The sequence below is a fragment of the Terrilactibacillus laevilacticus genome, assembly GCF_006517395.1.
In the GTDB taxonomy this organism is placed as follows: domain Bacteria; phylum Bacillota; class Bacilli; order Bacillales; family Sporolactobacillaceae; genus Terrilactibacillus; species Terrilactibacillus laevilacticus.
This window is the reverse complement of sequence record NZ_VDCY01000007.1, coordinates 118,433-144,585: the sequence shown is the minus strand read 5'-3', so window position 1 is coordinate 144,585 and position 26,153 is coordinate 118,433. Positions and strand designations below refer to the sequence as shown.

At 37.1% G+C, this 26,153-nt stretch carries 23 protein-coding genes; 15 read left to right on the top strand and 8 right to left on the bottom strand.

Annotation, left to right across the window (positions count from 1 at the left end; translation table 11 throughout):
• The first annotated feature begins 263 nt into the window (after nucleotides 1–263).
• Nucleotides 264–1,952, top strand: a complete 1,689-nt coding sequence (locus FG390_RS10110; RefSeq protein WP_141190906.1) for a glycoside hydrolase family 13 protein — start codon at nucleotides 264–266, stop codon at nucleotides 1,950–1,952.
• 15 nt (nucleotides 1,953–1,967) lie between these two features.
• Here the strand turns inward: FG390_RS10110 and FG390_RS10105 are convergent, their stop codons facing one another.
• Both FG390_RS10105 and FG390_RS10100 read right to left on the bottom strand, forming a co-directional pair.
• Nucleotides 1,968–2,297, bottom strand: coding sequence for an AzlD domain-containing protein (locus FG390_RS10105; protein WP_141190905.1), 330 nt, complete (start codon nucleotides 2,295–2,297; stop codon nucleotides 1,968–1,970).
• Nucleotides 2,294–3,019, bottom strand: a complete 726-nt coding sequence (locus FG390_RS10100; protein ID WP_373681548.1) for an AzlC family ABC transporter permease — start codon at nucleotides 3,017–3,019, stop codon at nucleotides 2,294–2,296. The genes FG390_RS10105 and FG390_RS10100 overlap by 4 nt, the downstream gene beginning before the upstream one ends.
• A gap of 85 nt (nucleotides 3,020–3,104) precedes the next feature.
• Between FG390_RS10100 and FG390_RS10095 the strand changes: the two genes are divergently transcribed.
• The 3 genes from FG390_RS10095 (at nucleotide 3,105) to FG390_RS10085 (ending at nucleotide 5,028) form a co-directional block, all read left to right on the top strand.
• A complete protein-coding gene (locus tag FG390_RS10095; protein WP_141190903.1) occupies nucleotides 3,105–3,656 on the top strand; it encodes a helix-turn-helix domain-containing protein in 552 nt (183 codons plus the stop codon).
• A gap of 32 nt (nucleotides 3,657–3,688) precedes the next feature.
• A complete protein-coding gene (locus FG390_RS10090; protein WP_181406455.1) occupies nucleotides 3,689–4,408 on the top strand; it encodes an alpha/beta hydrolase family protein in 720 nt (239 codons plus the stop codon).
• A gap of 215 nt (nucleotides 4,409–4,623) precedes the next feature.
• Complete coding sequence (locus FG390_RS10085; RefSeq protein ID WP_141190901.1) at nucleotides 4,624–5,028, top strand: GNAT family N-acetyltransferase; 405 nt, start codon at nucleotides 4,624–4,626, stop codon at nucleotides 5,026–5,028.
• A gap of 1,054 nt (nucleotides 5,029–6,082) precedes the next feature.
• On the opposite strand, the gene FG390_RS10080 is transcribed toward FG390_RS10085, so the two are convergent.
• A complete protein-coding gene (locus FG390_RS10080) occupies nucleotides 6,083–7,480 on the bottom strand; it encodes a class I adenylate-forming enzyme family protein (protein ID WP_141190900.1) in 1,398 nt (465 codons plus the stop codon).
• Nucleotides 7,481–7,649: 169 nt separating this feature from the next.
• On the opposite strand from FG390_RS10080, the gene FG390_RS10075 reads away from it, so the two are divergent.
• Nucleotides 7,650–8,765: an acetyl-CoA C-acyltransferase gene (locus tag FG390_RS10075; protein WP_141190899.1), complete on the top strand. Its 1,116-nt coding sequence runs from the start codon at nucleotides 7,650–7,652 to the stop codon at nucleotides 8,763–8,765.
• A gap of 76 nt (nucleotides 8,766–8,841) precedes the next feature.
• Here FG390_RS10075 and proC read toward each other — a convergent pair whose 3' ends face one another.
• Nucleotides 8,842–9,645: a pyrroline-5-carboxylate reductase gene (gene proC, locus FG390_RS10070; protein ID WP_141190898.1), complete on the bottom strand. Its 804-nt coding sequence runs from the start codon at nucleotides 9,643–9,645 to the stop codon at nucleotides 8,842–8,844.
• Nucleotides 9,646–10,102: 457 nt separating this feature from the next.
• Between proC and ssuE the strand changes: the two genes are divergently transcribed.
• Nucleotides 10,103–10,678, top strand: a complete 576-nt coding sequence (gene ssuE / locus FG390_RS10065) for an NADPH-dependent FMN reductase (protein WP_141190897.1) — start codon at nucleotides 10,103–10,105, stop codon at nucleotides 10,676–10,678.
• Nucleotides 10,679–10,815: 137 nt separating this feature from the next.
• Here the strand turns inward: ssuE and FG390_RS10060 are convergent, their stop codons facing one another.
• Complete coding sequence (locus tag FG390_RS10060) at nucleotides 10,816–11,670, bottom strand: GRP family sugar transporter (RefSeq protein WP_141190896.1); 855 nt, start codon at nucleotides 11,668–11,670, stop codon at nucleotides 10,816–10,818.
• A 412-nt stretch (nucleotides 11,671–12,082) separates the two neighbouring features.
• On the opposite strand from FG390_RS10060, the gene FG390_RS10055 reads away from it, so the two are divergent.
• Genes FG390_RS10055 through FG390_RS10035 form a run of 5 tightly spaced genes read left to right on the top strand, consistent with a single transcriptional unit; the run spans nucleotide 12,083 to nucleotide 17,135 of the window.
• Nucleotides 12,083–13,210, top strand: a complete 1,128-nt coding sequence (locus FG390_RS10055; protein WP_141190895.1) for an ABC transporter ATP-binding protein — start codon at nucleotides 12,083–12,085, stop codon at nucleotides 13,208–13,210.
• Between the two features lie 5 nt (nucleotides 13,211–13,215).
• On the top strand, nucleotides 13,216–14,151 hold the full coding sequence (locus FG390_RS10050) for a carbohydrate ABC transporter permease (RefSeq protein ID WP_141190920.1): 936 nt from the start codon (nucleotides 13,216–13,218) through the stop codon (nucleotides 14,149–14,151).
• Nucleotides 14,148–14,960, top strand: a complete 813-nt coding sequence (locus FG390_RS10045) for a carbohydrate ABC transporter permease (RefSeq protein WP_141190894.1) — start codon at nucleotides 14,148–14,150, stop codon at nucleotides 14,958–14,960. The genes FG390_RS10050 and FG390_RS10045 overlap by 4 nt, the downstream gene beginning before the upstream one ends.
• A 52-nt stretch (nucleotides 14,961–15,012) precedes the next feature.
• Nucleotides 15,013–16,332 carry an ABC transporter substrate-binding protein gene (locus FG390_RS10040; protein WP_258311640.1) on the top strand — a complete coding sequence of 440 codons (1,320 nt, stop codon included), beginning with the start codon at nucleotides 15,013–15,015 and terminating at the stop codon, nucleotides 16,330–16,332.
• A gap of 50 nt (nucleotides 16,333–16,382) precedes the next feature.
• On the top strand, nucleotides 16,383–17,135 hold the full coding sequence (locus FG390_RS10035; protein ID WP_141190893.1) for a glycerophosphodiester phosphodiesterase: 753 nt from the start codon (nucleotides 16,383–16,385) through the stop codon (nucleotides 17,133–17,135).
• 307 nt (nucleotides 17,136–17,442) lie between these two features.
• Here FG390_RS10035 and FG390_RS10030 read toward each other — a convergent pair whose 3' ends face one another.
• On the bottom strand, nucleotides 17,443–18,699 hold the full coding sequence (locus FG390_RS10030) for an MDR family MFS transporter (RefSeq protein WP_141190892.1): 1,257 nt from the start codon (nucleotides 18,697–18,699) through the stop codon (nucleotides 17,443–17,445).
• A 301-nt stretch (nucleotides 18,700–19,000) separates the two neighbouring features.
• Between FG390_RS10030 and FG390_RS10025 the strand changes: the two genes are divergently transcribed.
• Nucleotides 19,001–20,194 carry an aminotransferase class I/II-fold pyridoxal phosphate-dependent enzyme gene (locus tag FG390_RS10025; protein ID WP_141190891.1) on the top strand — a complete coding sequence of 398 codons (1,194 nt, stop codon included), beginning with the start codon at nucleotides 19,001–19,003 and terminating at the stop codon, nucleotides 20,192–20,194.
• 560 nt (nucleotides 20,195–20,754) lie between these two features.
• On the opposite strand, the gene FG390_RS10020 is transcribed toward FG390_RS10025, so the two are convergent.
• Complete coding sequence (locus FG390_RS10020; protein WP_141190890.1) at nucleotides 20,755–21,654, bottom strand: SDR family oxidoreductase; 900 nt, start codon at nucleotides 21,652–21,654, stop codon at nucleotides 20,755–20,757.
• 824 nt (nucleotides 21,655–22,478) lie between these two features.
• On the opposite strand from FG390_RS10020, the gene FG390_RS10015 reads away from it, so the two are divergent.
• A complete protein-coding gene (locus tag FG390_RS10015) occupies nucleotides 22,479–23,345 on the top strand; it encodes a S66 peptidase family protein (protein ID WP_141190889.1) in 867 nt (288 codons plus the stop codon).
• A 40-nt stretch (nucleotides 23,346–23,385) separates the two neighbouring features.
• On the opposite strand, the gene FG390_RS10010 is transcribed toward FG390_RS10015, so the two are convergent.
• Nucleotides 23,386–24,087, bottom strand: coding sequence for a DUF3298 and DUF4163 domain-containing protein (locus FG390_RS10010; protein ID WP_181406453.1), 702 nt, complete (start codon nucleotides 24,085–24,087; stop codon nucleotides 23,386–23,388).
• Nucleotides 24,088–24,384: 297 nt separating this feature from the next.
• Between FG390_RS10010 and FG390_RS10005 the strand changes: the two genes are divergently transcribed.
• The gene (locus tag FG390_RS10005; RefSeq protein WP_141190887.1) at nucleotides 24,385–24,675 is read left to right on the top strand and encodes a putative quinol monooxygenase; all 291 of its coding nucleotides are present in this window, start codon (nucleotides 24,385–24,387) and stop codon (nucleotides 24,673–24,675) included.
• A 916-nt stretch (nucleotides 24,676–25,591) separates the two neighbouring features.
• Nucleotides 25,592–26,152, top strand: coding sequence for an RBBP9/YdeN family alpha/beta hydrolase (locus tag FG390_RS09995; protein ID WP_141190885.1), 561 nt, complete (start codon nucleotides 25,592–25,594; stop codon nucleotides 26,150–26,152).
• Nucleotide 26,153 lies beyond the last annotated feature (1 nt).

Genomic DNA, 26,153 nt, shown 5'->3' with positions numbered 1-26,153 from the left:
AACACAAGTGAAAGCCAGCGCCTTTAGACGCTGGCCGGTAATTAAGGCTTATAGCCTTAGAGCAAACCACCCTTTGGAAGGGTGGTTATGATTTTTTATTGAGAAGGAAAATATTCTTTTTTTATCCTGCGTGATCCTCTACATTGATATTTACAAATCATGTTATATAATGTATTGTAAGCGATTACTATATAGCGTGCCATAAATATTTTGCTAAAATAAATAATAGTATGAAGTGTTTATGATACAGGAGGGATATTAACATGACAGATCATAATTGGTGGAAAAAAAGTGTTGTGTATCAAATCTATCCTCGTAGCTTTATGGATAGCAATGGAGACGGTATCGGAGACCTTCAAGGTATTCGTTCAAAATTGGACTATTTACAAAAGCTGGGTGTGGATGTTGTTTGGTTATCGCCCGTTTATAAATCTCCCAACTGTGATAACGGCTATGATATAAGTGATTACAGAGATATTATGGACGAGTTTGGTACAATGGCCGATTGGGAAGCCTTAATTTCGGATATGCATCATAAAGGAATCAAACTTGTTATGGATCTAGTCGTTAATCATTCTTCTGATGAGCATGCATGGTTTATTGAATCTCGGAAGTCTAAGGATAATCCAAAGCGAGATTATTATATTTGGAGACCTGGTGATAAAGATACCCCACCGACAGATTGGGGAGCGATGTTTGGCGGGTCAACCTGGAAATACGATGAGTTGACAGGAGAATACTATCTGCATATGTTTGCGGATAAACAGCCAGATTTGAACTGGGAGAATGAACAAGTTCGCAAAGAAGTCTATGACATGATGGCCTTTTGGTTAGACAAAGGTGTCGATGGTTTTCGCATGGACGTGATAAATATGATTTCAAAAAAAGAATTTCTAGCTCCTTATGAAGATTTTGTTAATGGGACAGCCGTAAATAAACCTTACAAACCAAACAGTCCAAGACTGCATGATTTTCTCCAAGAAATGAATCGTGAAGTATTATCGAAGTATAACACGATAACTGTTGGAGAATGTGTAGACATTAATGCAGAGCGAGCACAACTTGTCACAGCAGAAGATCGTCACGAACTAAATATGGTCTTCCAATTTGAACATATGTCACTCGACCAACAACCTGGAAAAAGCAAATGGGATTTAAAACCATTAGATCTCATGGATCTGAAAGAAAATTTAAGTAAATGGCAATATCAATTAAGTGAACGGGGATGGAATAGTTTATATTGGAATAATCATGACCAGCCACGGATTGTTTCCCGTTTTGGTCACGATGGCAAGTACCGCGTTATATCGGCCAAAATGCTTGGCACACTTTTGCATATGATGAAAGGAACACCCTATATTTATCAAGGCGAAGAAATCGGGATGACGAATATTAAATTCAAAACCGTCAATGACTATAATGATATTGAAACCATTAATATGTACAATGAACGAGTAGGACAAGGTTATAACGAGCCAGATATTATGGCTTCTATCTATGCCAAGAGTCGTGATAACGCTCGTACACCGATGCAATGGAATGGAACAGATCATGCTGGATTTACGACTGGCACCCCATGGCTTAAAGTCAATCCAAATTATGAAACAATTAATGCTGAACAGGCCCTTAAGGATCCAGATTCGATTTTTTACCATTATCAAAAATTAATTCGACTAAGAAAAGAATTGCCAGTCGTTGTCTATGGTCAATATGATTTAATAGCTAAAGAGCATCCAGACATCTTTGCCTATACACGTACACTTGAAGATACTGTTCTCGTGGTGGTCAATAATTTTCACGATAAAGAAGCGGTATTTGAATGGCCAAGTCATATAAGTCATGATGATGCTGATTGCCTTATCAGCAACTATCCGTTTGATTTAAAACAAGATCTTTCATCAATTAAACTAAAACCTTATGAATCTTTTGTTTTAAAATGTAGACAAAAATAGAACAAACAATGGCGATTATCCAAGTAGAAATCGGATGATCGCCATTGTTATAATACCGACAATAACCGTTAATAAGAGACTTTTTCTCCATATTGCAATCATACACGTTGGAATAATAGCCAAAATAACGGTTAAATTGATCGAAGTGATCCCATGAGATGGGACCTTAAGTGTACTTTCAACGATTAAGGCCGTTAAGATACATATAGGAACGTAACCCAACCATTTAAGAACTGGTTCAGGTAAGTTGAGTTTCCGAATGATCATAAAAGGTAATATTCTTGGTATACTGGTGACGAGCATTCCGCCAAGAATAATCCATAAAATAGATGGTTGTAGGCTCATCGATCTGTTATCACTCCAATCGTACTGACAATGACTGTTGCAATAATGACGGCTAAGTCTAATGAAACGAAAAAAGATAAACCATACATCATGATGATCATATAGATAATTAATAAAATATAGTGGTTTAATTTTGACGGATTCATACTATGAAGCTGAAGAATTAATAGAGCAACAAACATGGCTGTTAATGAGAAGTCTAAACCGAAGATCTCTGGATTTTTCACCCATTGTCCGAATACCCCGCCACATAGACAAGATATTACCCAACTTATATAAGCAGTTAAATTTAATCCATTTAGCCATTGCTCTGTAATAGGTTCTCTTTTTGCTAATTTATTAACGGTAACGCCAAAGGATTCGTCAGTTAAAAGAAGACCCATTCCGATGTTTTTGAAAAGTGAACTATTTTTAAAGTGAGGAGCAATAGTTGCACTTAGCAAGAGGTGACGCAAATTAACGATAAAGGTCGTTAAAATAATGGCAGAGATAGGACTATGTACAGCAACCATGGCGCAAATAATAAATTGAGAAGCCCCTGCATAAACGAGGGCAGCTAGTAATCCAATCTCCAAAATGCTTAAATGGGAAGTTACCGCAACAATTCCCATGGCAAAACCAATACTTAAGTAGCCAAGTAAGGTTGGTATACAATCTTTTATTCCATCAGAAAAAGAGGGTTGTGCAATTTGTTTTAATGTTTCTGCTTGCTGCATACACACATACACTCCTGTTCGTTCTCTTTGTTTAATATATTATACATATGTATGTTATAATGATCAATATAAAATTAAAGAGGAGCTATATATGGATAAATTACAGGAAGTGATTGGCCATAATTTAGCCAGTATGCGAAAAGCAAGAGGATTAAGTCTAGATAAAGTCTCTGATTTGACCGGAGTCAGCAAAGCCATGTTAGGCCAAATCGAAAAGGGTCGTTCAAATCCGACAGTCTCGACTCTATGGAAAATAGCAAGTGGTTTAAAAGTGTCATTTTCAGAACTCATGCAAGAGGATAAACCAATTATCACAACAGTTAGTCCAATAGACTTAGAGCCTATCTTCGATGATGAGGGCCATTATCTTGTTTATTCCCTTTTTCCATTTCAACCAGATAAAAAATTTGAAATCTACACGATCTGTTTGAAACCTGGATATGAACACCATTCCGATAAACATTCTGAAGGTGTAGAGGAGTATGTTCTGGTTAGTGAGGGTGAACTCATCCTTGAAATCCAAGGCGATGAACACCAATTGAATAAAGGAGAATCCTTACATTTTAAAGCGGATACTGAACATATTTATAAAAACCATTCAAAGCGAGAGCTGAACTATTTCGTGATTTTATATTATTCTTAATGTATGTAAAGGAAAGATTGGAGAGGTTGAAGTTGCTCAGAAAAGAAACAAACGGTTTTTCATACGATTTTTATGAACCAAAGGATGTTAAAAAAGATATTTCCATTGTTTTGTTTCACGGTTGGGGATCAACTGTAGAATCGCAGAAAGAACTTGCTACCCGTTTGACTAAACACGGGTATTCGGTCATTGTACCAGAAATTATTTATCATGATGATAGACAGCCTCTAGGAAACTATCTTAGTAAAGAGATTAAATATGCATATTTTTGGAAAACCGTTATGGTGAGTATCGATGAAGCGAGTGCGTTTTATAAGTTATTAAATATACCAACTGAAAACTTAGTCCTTATGGGAATTTCCATGGGAGGATTTATTGTCAATGGGACCATTGCTGCACATGATCAATTTGCTGGATTAGTTAACATAAATGGTTCGGGCTCGTTCGTCTTATCAGAGCAGTTATTTAGAGTGATGGACGATCAACCAGAGATGACTGATAAAGAGAAGCAACTACTTGAAAACTACGATCCTATAAAAAAAGGACGGTTGAAAGCTCCCATTCTCATGCTTCATGGCACGCAAGATACACAAGTTTCCATAGAAGGACAGAAAAACTACTATACATATTTAACCGAACAATTAAGGAAAACCAATGTTTTTTTCAATGAATACTCAGATATAAATCATACGATATCGGACGAGATGATTGAAGATCTCATTCAGTGGTTGAATCAACTTACCCTGAGTTAATGATTATGAAAATCTGTGTTTTAAAAACTTATATCTTCGGAAAAGCGGGCAGATAAAGTGTATATCGACTTAGCAAGGTTCTAATTCTGACTGAAGTATCGATTAAATTAACGGGATATCTAACAATTTTCACAATTGCAAATGAATAGTTGTCGCCTATTAATAAATTCACCATAAGATATAGTAAACAATGCCTGATAAAAAGGTGGGTCTATATGGGGATTGATTATAGTTTTGATGTTTCTAAAGCGACAAAACATCAGTTAACGCAGTTATTTAAATCCTTAGAATGGAAATCGGGAAATTATCCGGAAAAGCTTGAGAAAGCCATTCAACAATCGCATCGTGTTGTGACAGCTTGGGATGGTGATAAACTCATAGGACTTGTTAATGCTCTGTCAGATGGTATCTTAAATGTCTATTTTCATTATGTCTTGATTCACCCAAGCTATCAGCATCAAGGGATCGGAAAAAAATTAATAAATATGATGCTTGAAGTGTATCGCGATTTCCCAACGAAAATACTTGTATCTTATCCGGAATCTATTCCATTTTATAAGAAACTTGGATTTGAAATTAAAGAAGGATCGGCTCCTATGGTGATTTCAGAATTATTTTAAATTATATTCAGGTCCCACTAATGCGAGGACCTGATTTTCTTACATATAGGCCTTAGAAAAAAGATAACCTTACAGAAGTCACTCAATTCAATGTTGAAGTACCTCAATTAATTCAGAAGTGGCTCAATTCAGTGTCGAATTACCTCAATTAATTCAGAAGTGGCTCAATTCAGTGTCGAAGTACCTCAATAAATCCAGAAGTGGCTCAATTCAGTGTTGAAGTACCTCAATTAATCCAGAAGTGGCTCAATTCAGTGTTGAAGTACCTCAATTAATCCAGAAGTGGCTCAATTCAGTGTCGAAGAACCTCAATTAATTCAGAAGTAGCTCAATTCAGTGTCGAAGTACCAATAAATCCAGAAGTGGCTCAATTCAGTGTTGAAGTACCTCAATTAATCCAGAAGTGGCTCAATTCAGTGTTGAAGTACCTCAATTAATCCAGAAGTGGCTCAATTCAGTGTCGAAGAACCTCAATTAATTCAGAAGTAGCTCAATTCAGTGTCGAAGTACCAATAAATCCAGAAGTGGCTCAATTCAGTGTTGAAGTACCTCAATTAATCCAGAAGTGGCTCAATTCAGTGTTGAAGTACCTCAATTAATCCAGAAGTGGCTCAATTCAGTGTTGAAGTACCTCAATTAATTTAGAAGTGGCTCAATTCAGTGTCGAAGTACCTCAATAAATCCAGAAGTGGCTCAATTCAGTGTTGAAGTACCTCAATTAATTTAGAAGTGGCTCAATTCAGTGTTGAAGTACCTCAATTAATTCAGAAGTGGCTCAATTCAGTGTTGAAGTACCTCAATTAATTCAGAAGTGGCTCAATTCAGTGTTGAAGTACCTCAATTAATTCAGAAGTAGCTCAATTCAGTGTCGAAGAACCTCAATAAATCCAGAAGTGGCTCAATTCAGTGTTGAAGTACCTCAATTAATTTAGAAGTGGCTCAATTCAGTGTTGAAGTACCTCAATTAATTTAGAAGTGGCTCAATTTAAAATCAAATCGCCTTAATTCCACTGAGTCGAAAGGGTCTGGTGACCAATTAGTCATACACTTCATTTCAATTAATCTTTTTTTTAAGACTAAGTTTATCCACTTTTCCGCTTCGTAGCTTTGGTAGTTCTTTAAGTACAATCCATTTTCTTGGTTTTTTATAGGATGCGAGCTTAGAATTTAGTGCCTTTTTTGTTTCACGTAAGGAAATATCGTTCAAAACAACCGCAGCAACGACGATTTCACTTCGACTTTCATCCAGTTGTCCAAATACTGCTGCTTCTTCAACGCCTCGAATAGACATCAGAAGCCATTCAATTTCCTCAGTAAAAATCATGCTGCCACCACTTTTAATAATGTCACGATCACGGCCGATAATTTTCAAACTTCCGTCCTCATTCATCAATCCAAGGTCATGGGATGTCACATACCCTTCATAAAAGGAACGATCTGTTTCAACCGAATTGTTGACAAAGCCACTAAACGCTTGAGAGGTTTTAACGAAAACTTTGCCAATTTCACCAGACGGCAATATTTCACCGATATCATTACGTATCGTTACATCGACACTTTCAATAGGGAATCCAACTGTATCTGGTACTTTTTTCGCTTGTTCAGGAGTTAATATACTTACACACCCCATTTCAGAAGAACCATAGTATTCGTATAACTGGCTACTCGGAAAAGCTTGTTCAAATGATTTTCTTAATGTTGGTGATAAGGTATTGCCGACAGAAATAACGGCACGCGGCATCTTATTTGTTTCAAGTGGATGCACATGATGATACTTTATTAAAGGCTGAATGAGAGCAGGTGTGATGGTAACACAGGTCGATTTACTATTGAAAAATGATTCTGGTGAAAAACTGTTTACCATATGTACTTCTATACCAACACATAATGCTTGGAGCGCGGCAAATAACTGCGCAGAATATGAAAGATGTAAAGGGATCAAAATCCGATCACCTGCATGAAGATGAAAATTTTCCGACCATTCATCAAAAACCGAAGACCATGAATCATGACTTTTAATAAAACCTTTTGGGTAACCCGTTGATCCTGATGTAAAACCAAATAACAAGGGATCTGATTGAGTATATTCCAAAGTTGGTAAATCATGATCTTTAACTGGCATCTTTTTAATCCCTTTATTTGAAATAAACCAATGAGGTATTTGGATAGAAAATGTTCGTTCCATTTCGGAATCTGATAATTCATGGTGAAGCGGCATGATAATTCCTTTGCATTCGAGAACAGCTAAAACATCAATCACATAGGTTATATCGTTAGGAAGACAGATCGCAAAGATATCGCCAGGTTTGGCGCCTGCGTTAAGCAACTGCTTTACACGATGACGAATGTTAGTTTCTAATGTGGAAAAGGACATCCGGGTTTGATCGTTTGACAGTGCCCAGTGGTGAGGTGTTTTTTTACATTGGTCAAAAATGCGTTGCTCAATTCTCATAATAACCGCCTGTTCTAAACATAATGAAATACTACTAAAAGTGTAAAACAGCTTTTAAAAAATGTAAACTAGTTATATGATTAAGTTTACCAGTAAGTCTCTTTTTAAGTTTTTTTGTAGAAAAATAGTTAAACAAACGTTTGATTAAGAGATTTAAAGAGGTGATAGCGTGAATAAAGCGGTAATTGTACACGCAAAACGGTCTCCCATTGGGAGAAAAGATGGTGCTTTGAAAAAGGTAAAGCCACAAGATTTAGTTGCCCCTCTTCTAAAAATATGTAGTCAGGATTTAGAAAATAGAATAGATGATGTTGTGCTAGGTAATATTGTTGGACCTGGAGGGAATCTGGCAAGATTAGCAGCTCTAACGGCTAGATTACCTGATTCAATCCCTGGTATGACGATTGATCGTCAATGCAGTGCAGGATTAGAGGCAATTAGGACCGCCAGCTATTTTATTCAAGGTGGGGCGGGTCAGTGTTATTTAGCAGGTGGCACAGAAAGTACAAGCTTATCACCCTTTAAAGAGCGTGCACAGTTCTCACCTCTCGAAATGGGTGACCCTGATATGGGTGTGGCGGCTGAATATGTCGCTGAGCATTATAACATAACTCGAAAGGCTCAAGATGAGTATGCTTTGCTTAGTTATCAAAGAAGTCAAGAATCATTTGAACAACGCTATTTTGACTGTGAAATTTTAAAGAGACCCGAGCTCCTGGTAGATGAATGTTTTATCAAAAAAAGACCTATGGACCGGCTCATTCGACGGGCTAAACCTGTATTTAAAGAAAATGGAACCATCACGGCAGCCAATAGCTGTGGAATTAACGATGGAGCTTGTGTGACGACCATCATGGAAGAACAAATGGCAATCGAACTAGGGTTCACACCTGTTCTACGTTTTGTTGACTCGTGCGTATCAGGTGTACATCCTTTTTACCCTGCTATAGCGCCGGTTCCTGCAATAAAAACCTTATTAAAAAGAAATGATTTGGCGATTTCTGATATTGATTTGTTTGAAATGAATGAGGCGTTTGCGGTAAAAATCGTCGCTTGTTCCCGTGAACTTGAAATTCCAATAGAGAAACTAAATATAAGAGGTGGGGCGCTTACAATGGGGCATCCTTATGGGGCTTCAGGTGCCATTTTGGTGACGCGTTTGTTTTACGAAGCTCAAAGGAGAGAGGATCTGAACTATGTCGTAGCGGCAATAGGAAGCGGCGGAGGTGTTGGCATCGCTATTTTGTTTGAAGTGGTTAACGAAAATTGCAACTTATTGATCTAATGCTTTGAACTTGGTTGACATTTTTTATAAAAATAGCCCAGACGTCATATGTAATAACGACTGGGCTGGTCTTTTTTTAGCCTACATGATTGGCCTTTTTCACGCATGCATCAACTGCATCAATGACGGCGTGTCTAAATCCATGTTTTTCTAGTGTACGAACGGCTTCGATGGTTGTACCACTTGGAGAGCAGACTTGGTCTTTTAATAATCCAGGATGTTCCCCAGATTCTAATACAAGTTTTGCGGAACCTAGTACAGCTTGAGCGGCAAGTTTGTAGGCCGATGCGCGAGGAAGACCATTTAAGACGCCTCCATCTGCAAGAGATTCAATAAACATGTCAACGAATGCAGGGCTGCTACCTGCAATTGCCGCTGCGGCATTCATCAACTTCTCATCGATAACTTCCGTTTTTCCTATAGCAGAAAATAGTTTATTGACGGCATGCCAGTCTTCTTCTGTGACAGGAGATTCAAATGAAATGGATGTCATACCTTCACCAACAGCAGATGGTGTGTTTGGAAGTGCACGAATCACCTTGGCCTCCTGCCCAAGAGCATCTTTATATGATTGTATTGTTAAACCCACCGCAACTGTAACGATGAGGGTCTCGTTTGTCATGGTTTGTTTAAGTTCTGTTAAAACAGTGGGAATAATATGCGGTTTTACAGCAAGAAATAAGATATCCGATTCTTGGGCTACAATCACGTTGTTTTCTTTAAGTTGAAATCCTATCTCTTGTTGCAATTTTTCCTTGCGGCCACTTTTTCCACTGCTTACAATAATATCCTCTTTATTAACGACGCCGGCTTGTATTAGTCCTCTAATTATGGCGCTGCCCATGTTTCCCGAACCAATAAAACCTATTGTTTTTCCCATATTTAACTCATCCTTTATGACCTTTGTTGTCAGATATATGTTGGCTAAAAAAACTATAACATGAAACGATAATATAAAAAAGATTCGAGTCTTTATAGTATTTGATTAAAATGGAGGTGCATCACATAATTTTAGAAAAAGTAATACTCTATGTATATAACGTTATTTAGTCATTTTTAACGCAGGGTTGCATTAAATAGATAAAGAATTATCGCCGGCCTCCTTATCATCAAATAAAGTTTATATGATCGTATACTGTGACTTTTGTCTCCTAGATGATAATCGGTTACAATAGGGTAAAGTCACATTAGAATAGAAGTTTCCATTCAAATTCAAGTTGACAGCTTGGAAAAGTAAGAATTAAACTAAACTTTAAAGAACTTAACTATGACATTGTCCATTATCATTTAAGAAGGTTTCGAAAATGATATGATCTAAATAGAGGGGAAGGGTTAGTATGCGTCAAATTGTTATTTTATCGGGGAGTCCAGCGGAACGTTCGAGATCCGATCGCGCCTTGGATCAATTTAGAGAGATCGCGATGGATCAAGGTTATACTGTTCAATTTTTTTCCGTTAGAGATGTGTCGCCAGAAGCTCTTTTCTATACACGTTTCAACGATCCAGAAGTGGTAGCGATTGGCAATGCTTTGCGTGCAGCAGACGGTGTTATCATTGGGTCTCCCGTATATAAGGCGTCTTACACGGGAATATTTAAGGCACTGATCGATTTACTGCCAGAAGATGTATTAAAGGATACACCCGTTTTACCGATTATGGTAGGTGGCAGCAGCAAACATTTATTGGCTATTGAATTTGCCCTTAAACCGTTACTTGCAACGTTAAAAGCTGAACTCCTGCAAGGGGTATATATACTCGACACGCAAATTGATAAAATTAAAACGCCAGCTATTCAAGACTCGACTTTAATGGATAGAATTCAAGACCAGATGAAACAACTAACGATAGCGATCGAAAAAAAGTGTGCATACGAAGATAAAGATAAGCTGATGGGACATCATTTGAATAAATGATAGGCGAATAATAAGAGTTAACCATTTAGACATAAACCAAATAAGGACAAATTTATTAAAGCAAACAAGCCCTCAGTTTTGTTTTGAAACAAAGCTGAGGGCTTGTTTTATATAAAGTGAAACTTCCATCAGTGGCGTTAGGCTTTAGCAATACCAAGGAAAACCCCACCGAAGATAATTAGAATGCTGGCAATTCCAATATAGACAAGTTGACGTTTTGTTTTCTTTTCACCAAGAAAAACAATTCCGCCAAAAATGGATATAATAATACCCATTTGAGAGAGTGAAAAACTAGTAGCTACACCAAGTCTTGATTGAGACATGAAGAGGAACAGGTTTCCTGCTGCCCAAATTAATCCTGGCAAGATATTTTTAACAGTATATAGATTAAATGGTTTATGTTTAAGTGTAATAAATAGACTTCCAATTAGCATCCCAATGGCTTGTGGGAATAAGGCTACCCAACCGTCAACGTGAAAGATTCTAGCAAAGACAACATAACCTAGAAAACCTAGTGATGAAATCGTTAATGTGACAATCCCTTTTTTGAAATCTCCAGGATTATTAACTTCTTGTTTTCTGCCATCAATAGATGTTAAGACGACGCCGATAATGATAAAGATAATGGCCAAAGAACCAAGTATGATTGTTTGAAGCGTTGACCACTCTTTGAATACGATTACACCGAAAAGAGCAGTAGAAACAAGTTGCATGCCAGTAGATATAGGCATTGTTTTAGATACGCCGAGATATGGAACGCTTTTAAATTGATTGCTTTGTCCAACCGACCAAAAAAGTCCAGATATGATACCTACGATAATAATGGTAGGTGTTAATTCAGGCCTAACTATAATAAACTGGGCTACAGACATAATTAAAGCTCCTAGTGTCGTCCCCATCGTTTGATTGAATGGTCCACCGCCCATTTTCATACTTACTAAAATCATACTTCCCCAAGATAGAGAAGGAAGAATCCCTAAAAGAAAATCCATAATACCCAACTCACTTTCATCCAAAAAGTAAATTAAAAGCTATATAAACGGTTACAAAAGCGTTTTCATTTGTATAGAAGATAAGTTAAACGTTTACATTTCTATATATCTTTTAAAATCATATATTTATAATAACAGATAAACTAGATTTTGAGAAATAAAAAATATTGATAGTTAAACGTTTACATAAAAAAGGAATAAAATATTCGCACAGCAATGCACGTCAATTTACTAGTTAAGTGAGTGATGGGTTCTCTCTGATAACATGAATAAACATTCTTTTATTTTTGTAAAAATGTAAGGCTTTTCTAAACGATATGTAAATTATGTAAAAACTGCCAATATTCTATCGTTAAACCTCGCCATCTGTGATAAATTGTAGGAACTAAAACGATAAAAGGATGTGTTAAGTATGAGTGAAGTGGAATTGTTAAACGTCTCTAAACTCTATGGCAATAAGCAACCTTACATTATCAAGAATCTTGACGTGAATATTGAATCTGGTGAGTTTTTTGTCATTGTTGGGCCATCAGGATGTGGAAAAAGTACACTTCTACGAATGATTGCAGGTCTAGAAAATATTTCTGAAGGTGTTTTGCGTATCGGAGGAGAAATGGCCAATCATTGGTCTCCTAGCCAGCGTGACATCTCCATGGTCTTCCAAAATTATGCTCTTTATCCTCATCTTAATGTTCGCGAAAATATCGTTTTTGGCTTGCGGGTGAAAAAAATCTCACCCGAAGAAAGGGAAAAACGATTACTTGAAGCTTGTGAAATGCTAAACCTCACAGCCTATCTTAACAGAAAACCTCGTGAATTATCAGGCGGACAAAGACAAAGAGTAGCTTTGGCTCGTGCCATCGTTAGTCAATCTCCTATTTGTTTAATGGATGAACCTTTGTCTAATTTAGATGCAAAGTTACGGGCTCATATGCGTGGTGAAATTAGGAAAATACAACGTCAATTTGGAACAACGATGATTTACGTTACGCATGATCAAGTTGAAGCGATGACAATGGGTGACCGTATGATGATTCTAAACCAAGGTAAAATTCAACAAATAGGTCGGCCGATCGATATTTACAATCATCCTGCAAATACCTTCGTAGCGTCATTTATAGGTTCACCGCAAATGAATATGTGTGAAGCGTATTATGATGGAAACTCTCAAGAAATCAGAATCAACAAAGACTTGAAATTAACCATGACTCTTCCTAAATTAAAAACGTCAACCTATATCATCGGTTTACGGCCAGAGTACATTCATATTCCTCAACCAAATAATCCGAATCAAACGATTGTTCAAGTAGAAATAAATCATGTAGAACTGCTCGGAAATGACACTCTCTTTTCCTTTCAAATAAACGATCAACAATGGATCGCCAAATGGAATGGACAGTGGTTATTTGAGCCAGGAGATAAAATTTCTATTGCGCTAGATGCAGATGAACTATGCGTATTCGACAAGGACACGCGTCAGCTCGTTCATAGTTCAACCAGGCAAGATCATGATGAATTACAAAAAGGGGTGTTAGCTTAATGGCTATGGAAAATCCTACGACGACGGGACAGGTGCCTTCTCTTAATATGCCATACCGAACGTTTTGGGAGAAGACACGTCGTTTTCAAGTGGCTTTATTATTTCTTCTTCCATCACTGATCTTATTTTCTGTATTTGTCTTCTATCCTCTATTTCGTACGATCTATCTTAGCTTTTTTTTAACGAATCAAAAAGGTCTTCCAACCGTTTTTGTTGGGTTTGATAACTTTATTCAACTGTTCCAATCGGCTGACTTTCTGCAAAGTGTTAAGGCCACTTTTCTTTTTATTTTGTATACCGTTCCAGCAAGTGTCGTCATTTCACTTTTTCTTGCTCTATTAGCCAATGAAAAACTTAAGGGAATCCATTTTTTTCGAACCATATTTGCTTCAAGCTTAGGTGTGTCTGTCGCAGCAGCTTCTGTCACTTGGTTATTTATCTTTAATCCGACAATGGGTGTATTAAATCGGATTATATCATTATTTGGAATACAAGAAATAAATTGGTTGGCTGATCCACACTGGGCTTTATTGGCTGTATCGATGACGACCATTTGGCTGAATCTTGGCTTTTCTTTTTTAATCATTTTTGGAGGCTTGCAAAATATTGATCAAAGTCTATATGAAAGTTCCAGCATTGATGGAGCAGGTTACTTCTATCAGCTTAGACGAATTACGATCCCTATGCTATCGCCAACACTGTTTTTTATCATGACCGTCTCTCTCATAAATGCGTTCCAAACCTTTGGTCAAATTGACTTACTTACAGGCGGGGGTCCTGGTCAAACCACCAATCTAATGGTCTACGCGATCTATAAAGACGCTTTTGTTAATTTCAATTTTGGCAAAGCAAGCGCTGAAGTCGTTATACTCTTTCTACTGATTCTTATTGTTACACTATTGCAATTTAAATTTGTTGAGAAGAAGGTGCACTACCAATGATGGCTATCAAAAGAGGAAGTCTTTATGTGGTCTTAATCCTTATCGCACTATTACTCTTTTTTCCGATCATATACGCTTTTCTCGTCAGTTTCATGTCAACAAAAGAGGTTTTAATGGGTCATTTGATACCAAAATCGTTTTCGTTGACAAATTATATCGATGCCTTTCAAGCATTACCGCTCCTTCATTCATTGATTAACAGTATGCTGGTTTCAATCATCACCACAATTGGTCAAATCATTGTTTGTAGTCTAGCTGCCTATGCTTTTGTATTTATTGAATTTAGGGGACGTCAATTTTTATTTTTTCTCTTTGTTTCAACCATGATGATACCATGGGAAGCGTCGATTATTCCTAATTTTGTTACAGTCCAAAAACTAGGTTGGATCAATCACTATGCAGCATTGACGATTCCATTCTTTGCAACTGCGTTTGGTACGTTTCTATTGAGGCAGCATTTTAAAACGATCCCGAAGGAATTACATGAAGCTTCTCGAATGGCTGGTCTTGGTCATTTGTCCTTTTTTCTAAAAGTGGTCATGCCAGTATCGAAAACGAGCCTCGTTACGTTAGGGATCTACTGTTTTTTGACAACGTGGAATTCTTATCTCTGGCCGCTTCTTGTAACAACGGATGAACGTTCGAGAACCGCACAAATCGGACTGCGACAACTTCATGCACAGGAAAATGTAACCCAGTGGGGTGTCGTTATGGCTGGTGTGGTTATTGTGGCCATTCCGACGTTACTTGTCTTGTTCTTAGGTCAAAAGCACTTACAAAAAGGTCTAATGGATGGGGCAGTTAAATAACGAATAGTGATTCTCATTTGTTATAAAACTTATTCAGGAGAGGAATTAAAGAATGAAGAGGAAAATGATTGTTGCTGTTTTCTTATTAATGAGTTCAGTTCTACTATCAGCTTGTTCGGGTCTATCTCATGCAGATGATAATCGGATTCAAATCGTTTTTTGGCATTCCATGGCTGGCCCACCACTGGAGGCGTTAAATAAAATCGTTAATGATTTTAATCAGTCACAAGATGAAATTTACGTTAAACCAGAATATCAAGGCTCCTATGAGGAGTCATTGGCAAAATTTAGACGTGTAGGAGGAACAGACAATGCTCCTAACATTTATCAGGCTCAAGACATTGGTTCGAAGTATATGATCGAAAGCGGTGATATCGTCCCTGTTCAACAATTAATGGACGAAGAACACTATAATATGAATCAATTGGAAAGAAATATAAGAAACTATTATACCGTGAATGGAAAGTTATATTCGATGCCATTTAACTCTTCAACACCTGTTGTTCTGTACAACGCAGATGCCTTTAAAAAAGCCGGACTTGATCCAAATAAGCCGCCAGAAACGTATTCACAATTTCGCGAGGCTGCAAAAAAACTAACGCAAGCAAACAAAGGAATGAAGGGTTTTTCTTTTCTTAATTATCCTTGGTTTTTTGAGGAATTACTCGCTGTCCAAGGCGGAGAATATATTAACCAAAACAATGGAAGAACAGGTCTTGCAACAAAGGCGACGTTCAACTCACAAAAGGGATTAAATATTTTTAAGTGGTTAAGAGAAATGCAGAAAGATGGGACACTGGCTAACTATGGCACGAGTGGCGACAACGAGTCATCTGGATTTCTAACTCAAAAAGTCGGGATGTTCATGTCATCTTCAGCCAGTATGGCGGAAATGTTTAAGAATGCACCATTTAAGGTAGGGGTAGCTTACATACCAAGGCCTGACAATATTGAAAGGCAAGGAGTCGTGATTGGAGGCGCTTCACTTTGGTTATCTAAGGGAAAGAGTGCTAAAGAAGAAAAAGCCGCCTTTGCTTTCATGAAATATATGGCTTCGCCAAAGTCACAAGCAGATTGGCATATTCATACAGGCTATTTTCCGATTAATCCGGGTGCTTATAAAGAGCCCATTATTATAAAAAATTATAAGAAAACACCTCAATTTAAAGTAGCAGTCAATCAATTTCACGATACAAAATCAACGTATGCCACTCGTGGTCCTATGATGACGTTAATGCCTCAATCGCGAGTCATTATGTCACGTGCGATTGATGATTTATATCAAGGGAAGAATTTACAACAATCATTAGACACAGCAGCTGACCATGTTAATGAAGCTATTGCACAAATGAATCTTGCAAATAAAAAGTGATACACTAGTCATTAGAACAAGCTAATAAAAATAAGAAGGAGGGGCTAAATGTGAAAACGGCTATTTTTGCCCACCGAGGGAGTAAAGGTAATCGTCCGGAAAATACCATCGCTGCATTTAAGGAAGCAATGCGAATTAATAGTGATGGAATTGAGCTTGATGTTCACTTAACGAAAGATCAGGAACTTGTGATTATTCATGATGAGAAAATAGATCGTACAACAAACGGAAAAGGATATGTGAAAGATTACACCTTGCAAGAACTCAAACAATTTGATGCAGGGGCATGGTTTTCAGATGAATATAAAGGTGAACGAATCCCAACCTTAAAAGAAGTCTTAACACTTCTCAAAGATTATGAAGGAACGTTGAATATTGAACTAAAAACCGATCGTATTGACTATCCATTCATTGAGCAGAAAGTGATAGATGCAGTCCATGAATGGCGCCCAAATCACCCGACACTCTATTCATCTTTTAATCATGAATCACTCGCTAGACTAAAAGCGATTGAACCAGAAGCAGACTTTGGAATCCTCTTGTTCGAAAAATTATATGATCCTTGGCTTTATGCAAGACACATTGGAGCTTCTAGCCTTCATCTATATAAACCTGCAGCATTATCGCCTTCAACTTCAGTTATTCAGGATGAAGGCTTAGCTGTCAGAGCTTGGACCATTAATGATGCGGATGATATGAGACGTTTATTCGCACTAGACGTTGACGGGATTATGACGGACTATCCTGAAAGAGCCATGAAGATTAGGGAGGAATTCAGTGATATTGAAGTTCTAAAGAAGTAAAATAAAATAACCCTTCACAAAGATGATCCTGTTTTGTTAGATTTTAGATGATTTAAATCTGAATAGTTTATTAATAAGTGATGAATACAATAAGGTACTTACACATCCATTTGTGTGGGCAATAACAGTTCTTCGTTTCATTTTAGCAATATAGCCTGAACAACAATATTCTAGCGAAAGGAAGAGCTTTTTTTATTACATTTTGGTCCCCACCCGCATAGCAGGTGGTTTATTGTTTTCGCGCATTTTAGGTTCTCAACTGACTAAAGTCATTAATAAAAGGGACTGCATCATGCAGTCCCTAATTTTATAAAATAGCAGACGATTGAGATCTTATCGCTATCCGTTCTTCCAGTTTTGGAATGATAACAAAGTAAAGAAGAGTACCTATTAAACCAATACCCGTAATAATAATAGCCATGGTTAAAGCAGATAAGTAAGTACTTAATGTAATAGTTAAAGAAGTTATGAGCATAGCGATATTGTATTTTAGTCCATTAATGGCCATGTAAGTACTTCTCGCGTCATCTGGTGGAATGGCTGCAGTATACGATTGTTCCACAGGGACACGAAAAACTTCACCTACAGTTAGAATCAACATGAATAGAATGAGCAACCAGACATTCGTAAAAAATGATAAACAGCCATAACCAATCGAGAATAAAGTACAACTCACGATCAAAGTTGCTTTATCATTTAAAAGGTGACTCACTTTAGATACGAATAGGACAAGAATGGCGACCAAAAAGGTATTTTCGCTCCGTAAGAAACCCATCATGGTGATTCCATCCATGTTCCAGAAAAGAAAGGATTGGGTCGGCATATATTTGCTGAGTCTGATGCCAATATAGTTGGTGAGTTGCAGTTCCATTGAGAAAACAAGTATGCCAGCTATAACAAAAATGATAAAGAGCTTGTCTTTAAAAACAAGTTTATAATTAGTGAATAACTTCATGATGTGCTGGGTAGGTTTAATCGAGTCGTTCTTTGGCGAATGACTTTCTTCAATGAAGTAAGCAACAAGAATAACCAAGACACCTTGAACAAGACAAAGCGCCATAAATAATTCAAATAGATAATGTTGAAAGAGCATAGCTCCTAATATTCCGCCAATCGCTATCGATAGATTATTAGCCCAATAAGTCACCGAATACATCAATTTTCTTTGCTCAGGGGTACTGACATCAATCAACATGGCTTCGTTAGCTGGACCTGCAAGTCCCCAGCTAATACTATTGATGACCATCATGAGGTATGTCATAATGGCTGATTCAAAAAACGGTGAATTTGATACCATCATAATGATAAAAGCACCAAATCGCATTAATTCAGCTATCAACATCATTTTTTTACGGCCAAACTGATCCGATAAATAGCCTCCAACAAAAGAATTTGCAATGCCAATAAAAACGGTCATAAGCAATAAGAGGCCAGTCGTTTTTGTCCCGAAGTGGTGCGCTAAATAAATTGTCATAAAAGGGAAAATCATACCGCCAACAAAGCGACTAGTAAAAGTTTCAATGATTCTTATTTTGATATTTTTATGAAAGTCTCTGAATCGCAAGAGATGAATCCCTTCTTTCTATGTCGTATCAAATAAAAAAGAGCTTTTAAATTGTACCATAAAAAAGTAAAAATGGTATTATTCACAGACGATAAAACAGATTCTTCGTTAAAAACAGAAATGTATGAATGAATAAAATATGATAAAATGAAGGGCATAATAATGAGAATTTAAATAAAAACTTTCCTTGAAACATGGTGGCGTATATTGACATCCGTAGTTATCCAGTTGAATTAAGTATTAGAAAGTTAATGCCTTCGTATGGATGTATGATGAAAGGAATTAAAAGGAGTATTTATAAATGGTGAACTTTAAAGCGTCTTCTATTGTTGATCAGCTTCCCCCAAATTATTTTAGTAAAATTGAAAATAAAGTGACAGCCTATAAAGAAAAAGGAATCGATGTCATCAATCTCGCCAGTGGCAGCCCAGATCAACCGACGCCACCGCATATCGTTCAAGCACTAAAAGATGCGATCGATCGTGATGATAATCGTGGTTATCCACCATTTCGTGCAAAGAAAAATATTCGTGAGGCGATCAGTACATTTTACAAACGGGAATATAACGTTGATATCGATCCGGAAACGGAAGTGACGATTTTCAATGGTTCGACCATTGGGATTGTAGGAATTCCGCAAGCTTTGCTTGAACCAGGGGATTATCTGATTACAACGGATCCGACTTATCCCATCTATTATTCAGCTGCGAAACTTGCAAGAGCAGAAATATTTAATATCCCTGTATATGAGAAAGATGATTTCTTGCCTGATTACAATCTGGTTCCAACAGACATTGCAGAAAAAGCCAAGCTCTTGATGATTAATTATCCAAATAACCCGACAGGAGCCATTGCCACGCCTGATTTCTTTGAAAAAACAATCGACTTTGCCAAAGAAAACCAACTGCCCATTATGCATGACTTTGCCTATGGGGCTTTTGGATTTGATGGTCATAAGCCCCTAAGCTTACTACAAATGCCAGGTGGTAAAGAGTATGGTGTTGAAACATATACAGCTTCGAAAACATATAACATGGCTGGCTGGCGCTTAGGTTTTGCCGTAGGTAATGCCTCTATTATTGATGCATTGGATCGTTTTCATGACCATGCATTTAGCAACGTGTTTGGTGCTGTTCAAGATGCAGCAGCTGTTGCTTTGTTATCGAATCAAGATTCAGTGAACGAATTGGCTAAGTTATATGAACACAGGCGGAATGTATTAGTTCAGAGTATGAGAGAGATTGGTTGGGATGTTTCTGCACCGAAAGGGTCTTTCTTTGCCTGGTTTAAAGTTCCCGAAGGTTTTACATCTAGAACCTTCACTGAATTTTTATTAGATGAAGTCCAAGTCGTTGTTGCTCCAGGTGAAGGATTTGGAAAAAATGGCAGTCAATATGTACGTCTTAGCCTATTAAATGACGATGATCGTTTAAGAGAGGCAGCCAATCGAATAAAGAAAACGGGAATTTTCACAACATCACTTACTCAAAAATAATCGAAAACATGTAATGCCTGACATTTATATTGAATCAGGGCGTTTTTTTAGAACTACTACTCAACCCAATTCATATATAATTTGTAAACTTTTTGCCCTGTATATAAGTATATTAAATCAAGGAGGGGAAGATCGATGTTTTTTTTCATCATACTCGGAGGCGTGGCCATTTTATTATCGGGCGCTTTTTTAGGTTCTGGGCTAGACGGTGATGCGTTTCGGGCTAATTTTTTTCTGAAACAAAAGAGCACCGGAATTTTCGTACAAAAATGGCTTTTTGGACAGGAGGCATAGGGGTCGTTTCATTTCTCATAGCTGGGATACTATATTTTCTTTAAATTAACCAGGTAACTTTAACAAGAGTGACTTATCATAACGATGCTAAATTTATCTCTCATGTTCGTCTGTCAATCTTTCCTATGGTTAGTCACTCCTCTTTTTATGAAAATACAAACCGCTTTAATTCACTGAATTTGTGTATCATTAGATTATGTGCCGTTCAAAAAAATAAATAAGGGGAAATTTTTCAAATCTCCCCCCTATCCAAAAAACTTCCTTTATTATCCTCCAACAAATCCACCGCCATTGATATGAATGCTTTCACCCGTGACATATCTCGATGAATCTGAGGCTAAATAGACATAAGCATCGGCAAGTTCGAATGGCTGACCTGCTCGTCTCATAGGAGCATCAGTTCCAAATCTTGATACTTCTTCAGCTGAGAAAGAAGAAACAATTAAAGGCGTCCATATCGGACCTGGTGCAATTTGATTGACTCGAATATCTTTTTCAACAAGGTTCAAAGCAAGAGCGCGCGTAAAGCCAACGATGGCGCCTTTGGTTGATGTATAGTCGATGAGCGTTTTATGTCCTCTATAGGCATTAACTGAAGTTGTGTTAATAATGGAACTTCCTGGCCCCATGTAAGGGAGGGCTGCTTTTGTTAAAAAGAAATATGAATAGATATTCGTTCTAAATGTATGGTCTAATTGAGCTTCAGAGATGTTTAAAATACTGTTTTGTATATATTGTACAGCGCAGTTATTGACTAATATATCAATCCGCCCGAAATAGGATATAACATGCTGAATGGATTGAACGGAGTTAGCTTCGTATTGAAGATCAGAAGGTATTGCCAAACATCTTCTTCCTAGTTGCTCTATGCGTTGTTTTGTAAAGGCAGCATCTTTGTGCTCATTTAAGTAAATAATAGCGACATCTGCGCCTTCTTTTGCAAAGGCTATAGCAGCTGCGCGTCCAATGCCGCTGTCTCCACCAGAAATGACCGCAACTTTATTTAACAGCTTTTGGGAACCTTTTACATGTGGGTTTTCAAAAACTGGTTTAGGATTCATTGAATATTCCATGCCTGGTTGGTAATTCTGATGTTGAGGTGGAAAAGCTAAAGGAACTTCTTCACATTTTTCAGTGGATGAGTAATAGGGGTACTCTGGATACACGATTAAACCTCCCATTTTCTTGTTAAAAATACTCTATTCAATATGGGCTGTTAGTGTGATTTAAAAAGATACCTTTATTTAGTTTAGAATATATAATCTTGGATCATAATCCAAAAATAGCCATTAATCATTTTGACTAATCTGTGAAAAAATAACCCGAACCTTTGGCTTGTTTTTTTCACTGAATTCTATTTTTCGACAAATTTCTCTTTTGAAATGATACGTTATCAACAGGTTATAAACAATTTGATCACAAATTATTCACAATAAAAAAACGAATTATTAACAGAAATCCTTTAATTTATCCACATTGTACACAGTTAAAAAGTAGTTATGCACATTATTAACAATATTAACAGGGTAAAAACGTATGTTTTGTGGATAATTATTTTATTAATGCAGACTAAAGACCAAATTGTGGAAAGTCAAAAGTTTTCAACAAATTTTTCGCTCATTTTACTTAATTAAATTCTCTGTCTAGAATAAAAGGAAGGTATATACTGGCGGATAGATCCTTATTTAGAGATAGGTTAGATCATAATTTTTAGTCTAGAAAGTTGCTGACTTTAAGTGCGTGTTCAAATAGGTGACAAATAAAAAGGGTTACTGGCTAAGTACGCTGGCATCCTGCCAGAACGCCAGTACTAGCCCGTCCTGGGCGTCGGAGGTTAAGGCGGAGCTGTTTTGAGGACCAGAATGTAGGTTTTTGCTACATGAGGACCGGAAAAACGAGCGGGCGTCGAGAATTCGCAGCTTATCATTTGGTGACTTTTTCAAGCAACCTCTATTAGGAGATTTAGTTCACTTAGAAAGGAATGAAAGAAATGTCGATCATAAAAAGAGGAGACACAATCGGATTAATAGCTTGTTCAGACGGTCGCCCTTTAAAATATAAAGACAGATTGAAGGAATTAGAAAAAGTTCTTTCAGATATGGGGCTCGACCTAGAATGGGCAAGCACCATTTATCAACAAAATGATACGCCGTTTAGTGGGACGCCAAAAGAAAGAGCGGATGAACTGATGCGGTTGTTTACTTCAGACCATGTCAAAGCTATTTTTGATATCTCTGGAGGAGATGCAGCAAATCAAATCTTACCTTATTTAGATTTTGATCTGATTAGAAAGCATCCAAAATGGTTTGTGGGAATGAGTGATTTATCTGTTATTAATAATGCCCTACTTACATGTACGGGTTTACCTACAGTCCATTTTGCCATTTCGACATTAATTGGTCGGCATGCCGAGAGACAAATAGAATGGTTTATAAACGCCTTTATGCAAGAAAAAGACGTCTTAAAACAAACTGACTTTGCCTATCAATGGCTACGAGGAGAGAGTATGGAAGGAGTCGTTGTTGGTGGGAATTTGCGATGCTTCTTAAAATTGTCTGGGACACGCTATTTTCCTGACTTAAATCAAAAAGTTCTTTTCTTAGAAGCGCTAGGAGGGAAGTCTGCTCGGATGGCATCTATGTTATCTCAATTAGAACAAATAGGGGCTTTTTCCGCATGTAAGGGCATTTTGCTAGGTACTTTTTCAGAGATGCAAGACACAAAGCAAAAGCCAAGCATAGAAGATCTTATTCTTCACATCACTGAAAAATATCATTTACCTATCGCAAAAACGGAACGACTTGGCCATGGCAGTGATGCCATTGGAATTCCTATTGGCTTAAATTTGGCCTTCTAATCCTTTTGCAAACAAAAAACTTCATATGAAAGTTTTTTTATTACTTAAACACAGAATACGGTACTTTCAGGTGAATAATCCCATTTGAATAAGGGGCAATTTGGTAGAGTTGAAAAACCATTACAAAGCCATCATGATAAAAATAAAATTGATCTTTTTTTGTATCAATCCCTGTAAATTCATCTAAAAATATATCGTATCGTCCAGACTCTTTCAGCTTAATCAGTTGTTTTTTGATATAACGATTCACTTTATCGACTTGTTTCGGTGTTCGGACAATATCATCAAGATGATATCTATTTCCGTTATTGATATTGTAGTTATACACTTCTTCATACGTATTACCATGAGCTCCTCCTGTAAATGTGGAATCTAAAAAGGAGACACTTAATCGGTGTTCCTGATTAAATCTTATAATAGGTTTTGTTATCGCATAGTACGGACCAGGGATACCGATTAATTTGTCGTGTTCATACTGTTTTTTTACCTTCTCATCTTCCTTTTTAATGCGTTTTGCGTGGTTGAGAAAAGATTGGTTGATTTTATTTAAAACTTCCTTATTTTTTATTCCTGCTGTGATAACAGGATATTGAATGTCCTTAGCTAACTCTTTGATTTTTATCACAACAGCGTTAGATCTAGCTGCCTTTGATTGATTAAAGGGACAAAATATCGTAAACAAGAAAAGAATTAAAGATGCTATATACAAGACAAATCTTCTTTGGTTTGATTTATGATACATGAGGGCTACGTCCTTTCTTATGTTATATGACATACTTTTCCCCATTTATATAGGGCACATGAATCGTTTTGTATGGTAATTTAAGCTAAAAGTGCGTGTTCAAAAAGGTGGCAAATTAGAAGCAAGAAGATCAAGGCGGCGCTGTTTTGAGGACCGGAATGTAGGTTTTTGCTATATGAGGACCGGAAAAACAAGTGGGCGCCGAGATTCGCAGCTTATCATTTGATGACTTTTTGAACAACCTCTAAAATAAGAAATGTAGAGATCATTAAATATGACTTTCTGGAGGAATAAAAGTTGATTATTATTCATGCATTATTCAAAGTCAGTCCAGCGCAACGTGAAGGTTTTCTTGTTGAAACGAAACCGTTAATTGCAGGATCTAAGGCGGAAGTAGGAAATATTAGTTATAATCTTTTTGAAGATGTCTCAGACCCAAATACGTTTATTATGGTTGAAGAATGGAAAGATGAAGAGGCTGTTCATATTCATAATCAAGAACCCCACTTTAGGGCATTTGGAGAAAAGTCTGGAGAGTTTTTATCAGAACCAATGAAAGTGACCATCTATAGAGCGGAAGTTAAATAATTTTTTATAAGTGCACATAGCTCCACTTAATAATAGGAGCCTCCTCTCTTATTTTTTGGAAGTGGAGCTTTTTACTGTGATATGGAAATCTACATATAAATTAACTTATAAAAACACATTAAAACATACAAGCCAACTCCTGTTAACATACAGGGGAAAGCAGCCATAAAAAGTTGCATAGTCCAAGTGAGATCGGGATGCTCATCTGGAGAGTTTGTTTTTATAGAGTGGATGACTGTAGATACGCATAATGATAAGATCACTAAAATGAGAAGAAATATGGAGAAAGCACCAGAAGCACTTAATAACGAATCAAAGCTTCTTTTATAGATCGCATAAAAAACCGAGATAATCACCAAGCCGACACCTATAAGAATGGATCGATACAAAGAGAACACCACCTAACCAATAATTAATATCCTTATTAGAGGTTGCTCGAAAAAGTCACCAAATAATAAGCTACGAATCTCGGCACCCACTTGTTTTTCCGTTCCTCATGTAGTGGATACAAGAGGATCGCTTGCTAAAATCGCTCACGTCCTGTGCTGACGCCTGAAGCTACCCCAACGCGAGGAATGCCGGTCCTCGGGAACTTGCCGCCGCTCTTAGCCTTCCGACGCCCAGGACGGGCTAGTACTGGCGTTTCTTTCAGGATGCCAGAGTACTTAGCCAGTAACCCTTTTCATTTGTCACCTTTTTGAACACGCACTATTAGACAATATATCCAAAAGTTATGGGAATCACACATGTGTAAGAAGTTGAATGCCTACAATAATTTCCTCGTCTGAAAAAACAAATTACTCCCAGTAAACAAATAGGTGTTATAATATTTTTATATTACTTTTCTCGATTCTTTCAGTATATAATGATAATAAAATGAACATACATGTTAGGTTAAGTACGGAGGTTTTTTATTATGAGTAGAAGTTTTGTCATTTTACATGGGTTAGGTGGGAGTGGAGCTGCTCATTGGCAGACGTGGCTATATAAGCAATTGGTGGATAAAGGAGAAACAGTCTATTATCCTTCATTTCCTGAAAAACATCATCCGAATAAAGAAAAGTGGCTTCAGATATTGAAAGCCCTAATGGATGAAATTCCAAAAGACGAAGAAATTATCGTCGTTACCCATAGTTTGGGCTGCATATTATGGTTTCACTATGCCGTCTTAACAAATCGGAAAGTAAGCCGAGTTATTTTAGTCGCTCCGCCGTCACCATATAGCAAAGTTGAGGAAATCCAGTCTTTTTATCCCGTACCAGACAATTTAAGTGATGTTTGCTTAGTTGCCAATAAAACTCAGCTTATTGTCTCAACGAATGATCCATATTGCCCGATTGAGGATGCGAAAATATATTTAGATTGTGGCGCGATATCTACGATTCTAGAAAACAAAGGGCATATTAATATCGAATCTGGATTCGGTCCTTGGGAATGGATTTTAGATCAGTGTTTAAACGATCCAGTCGCACAATAAT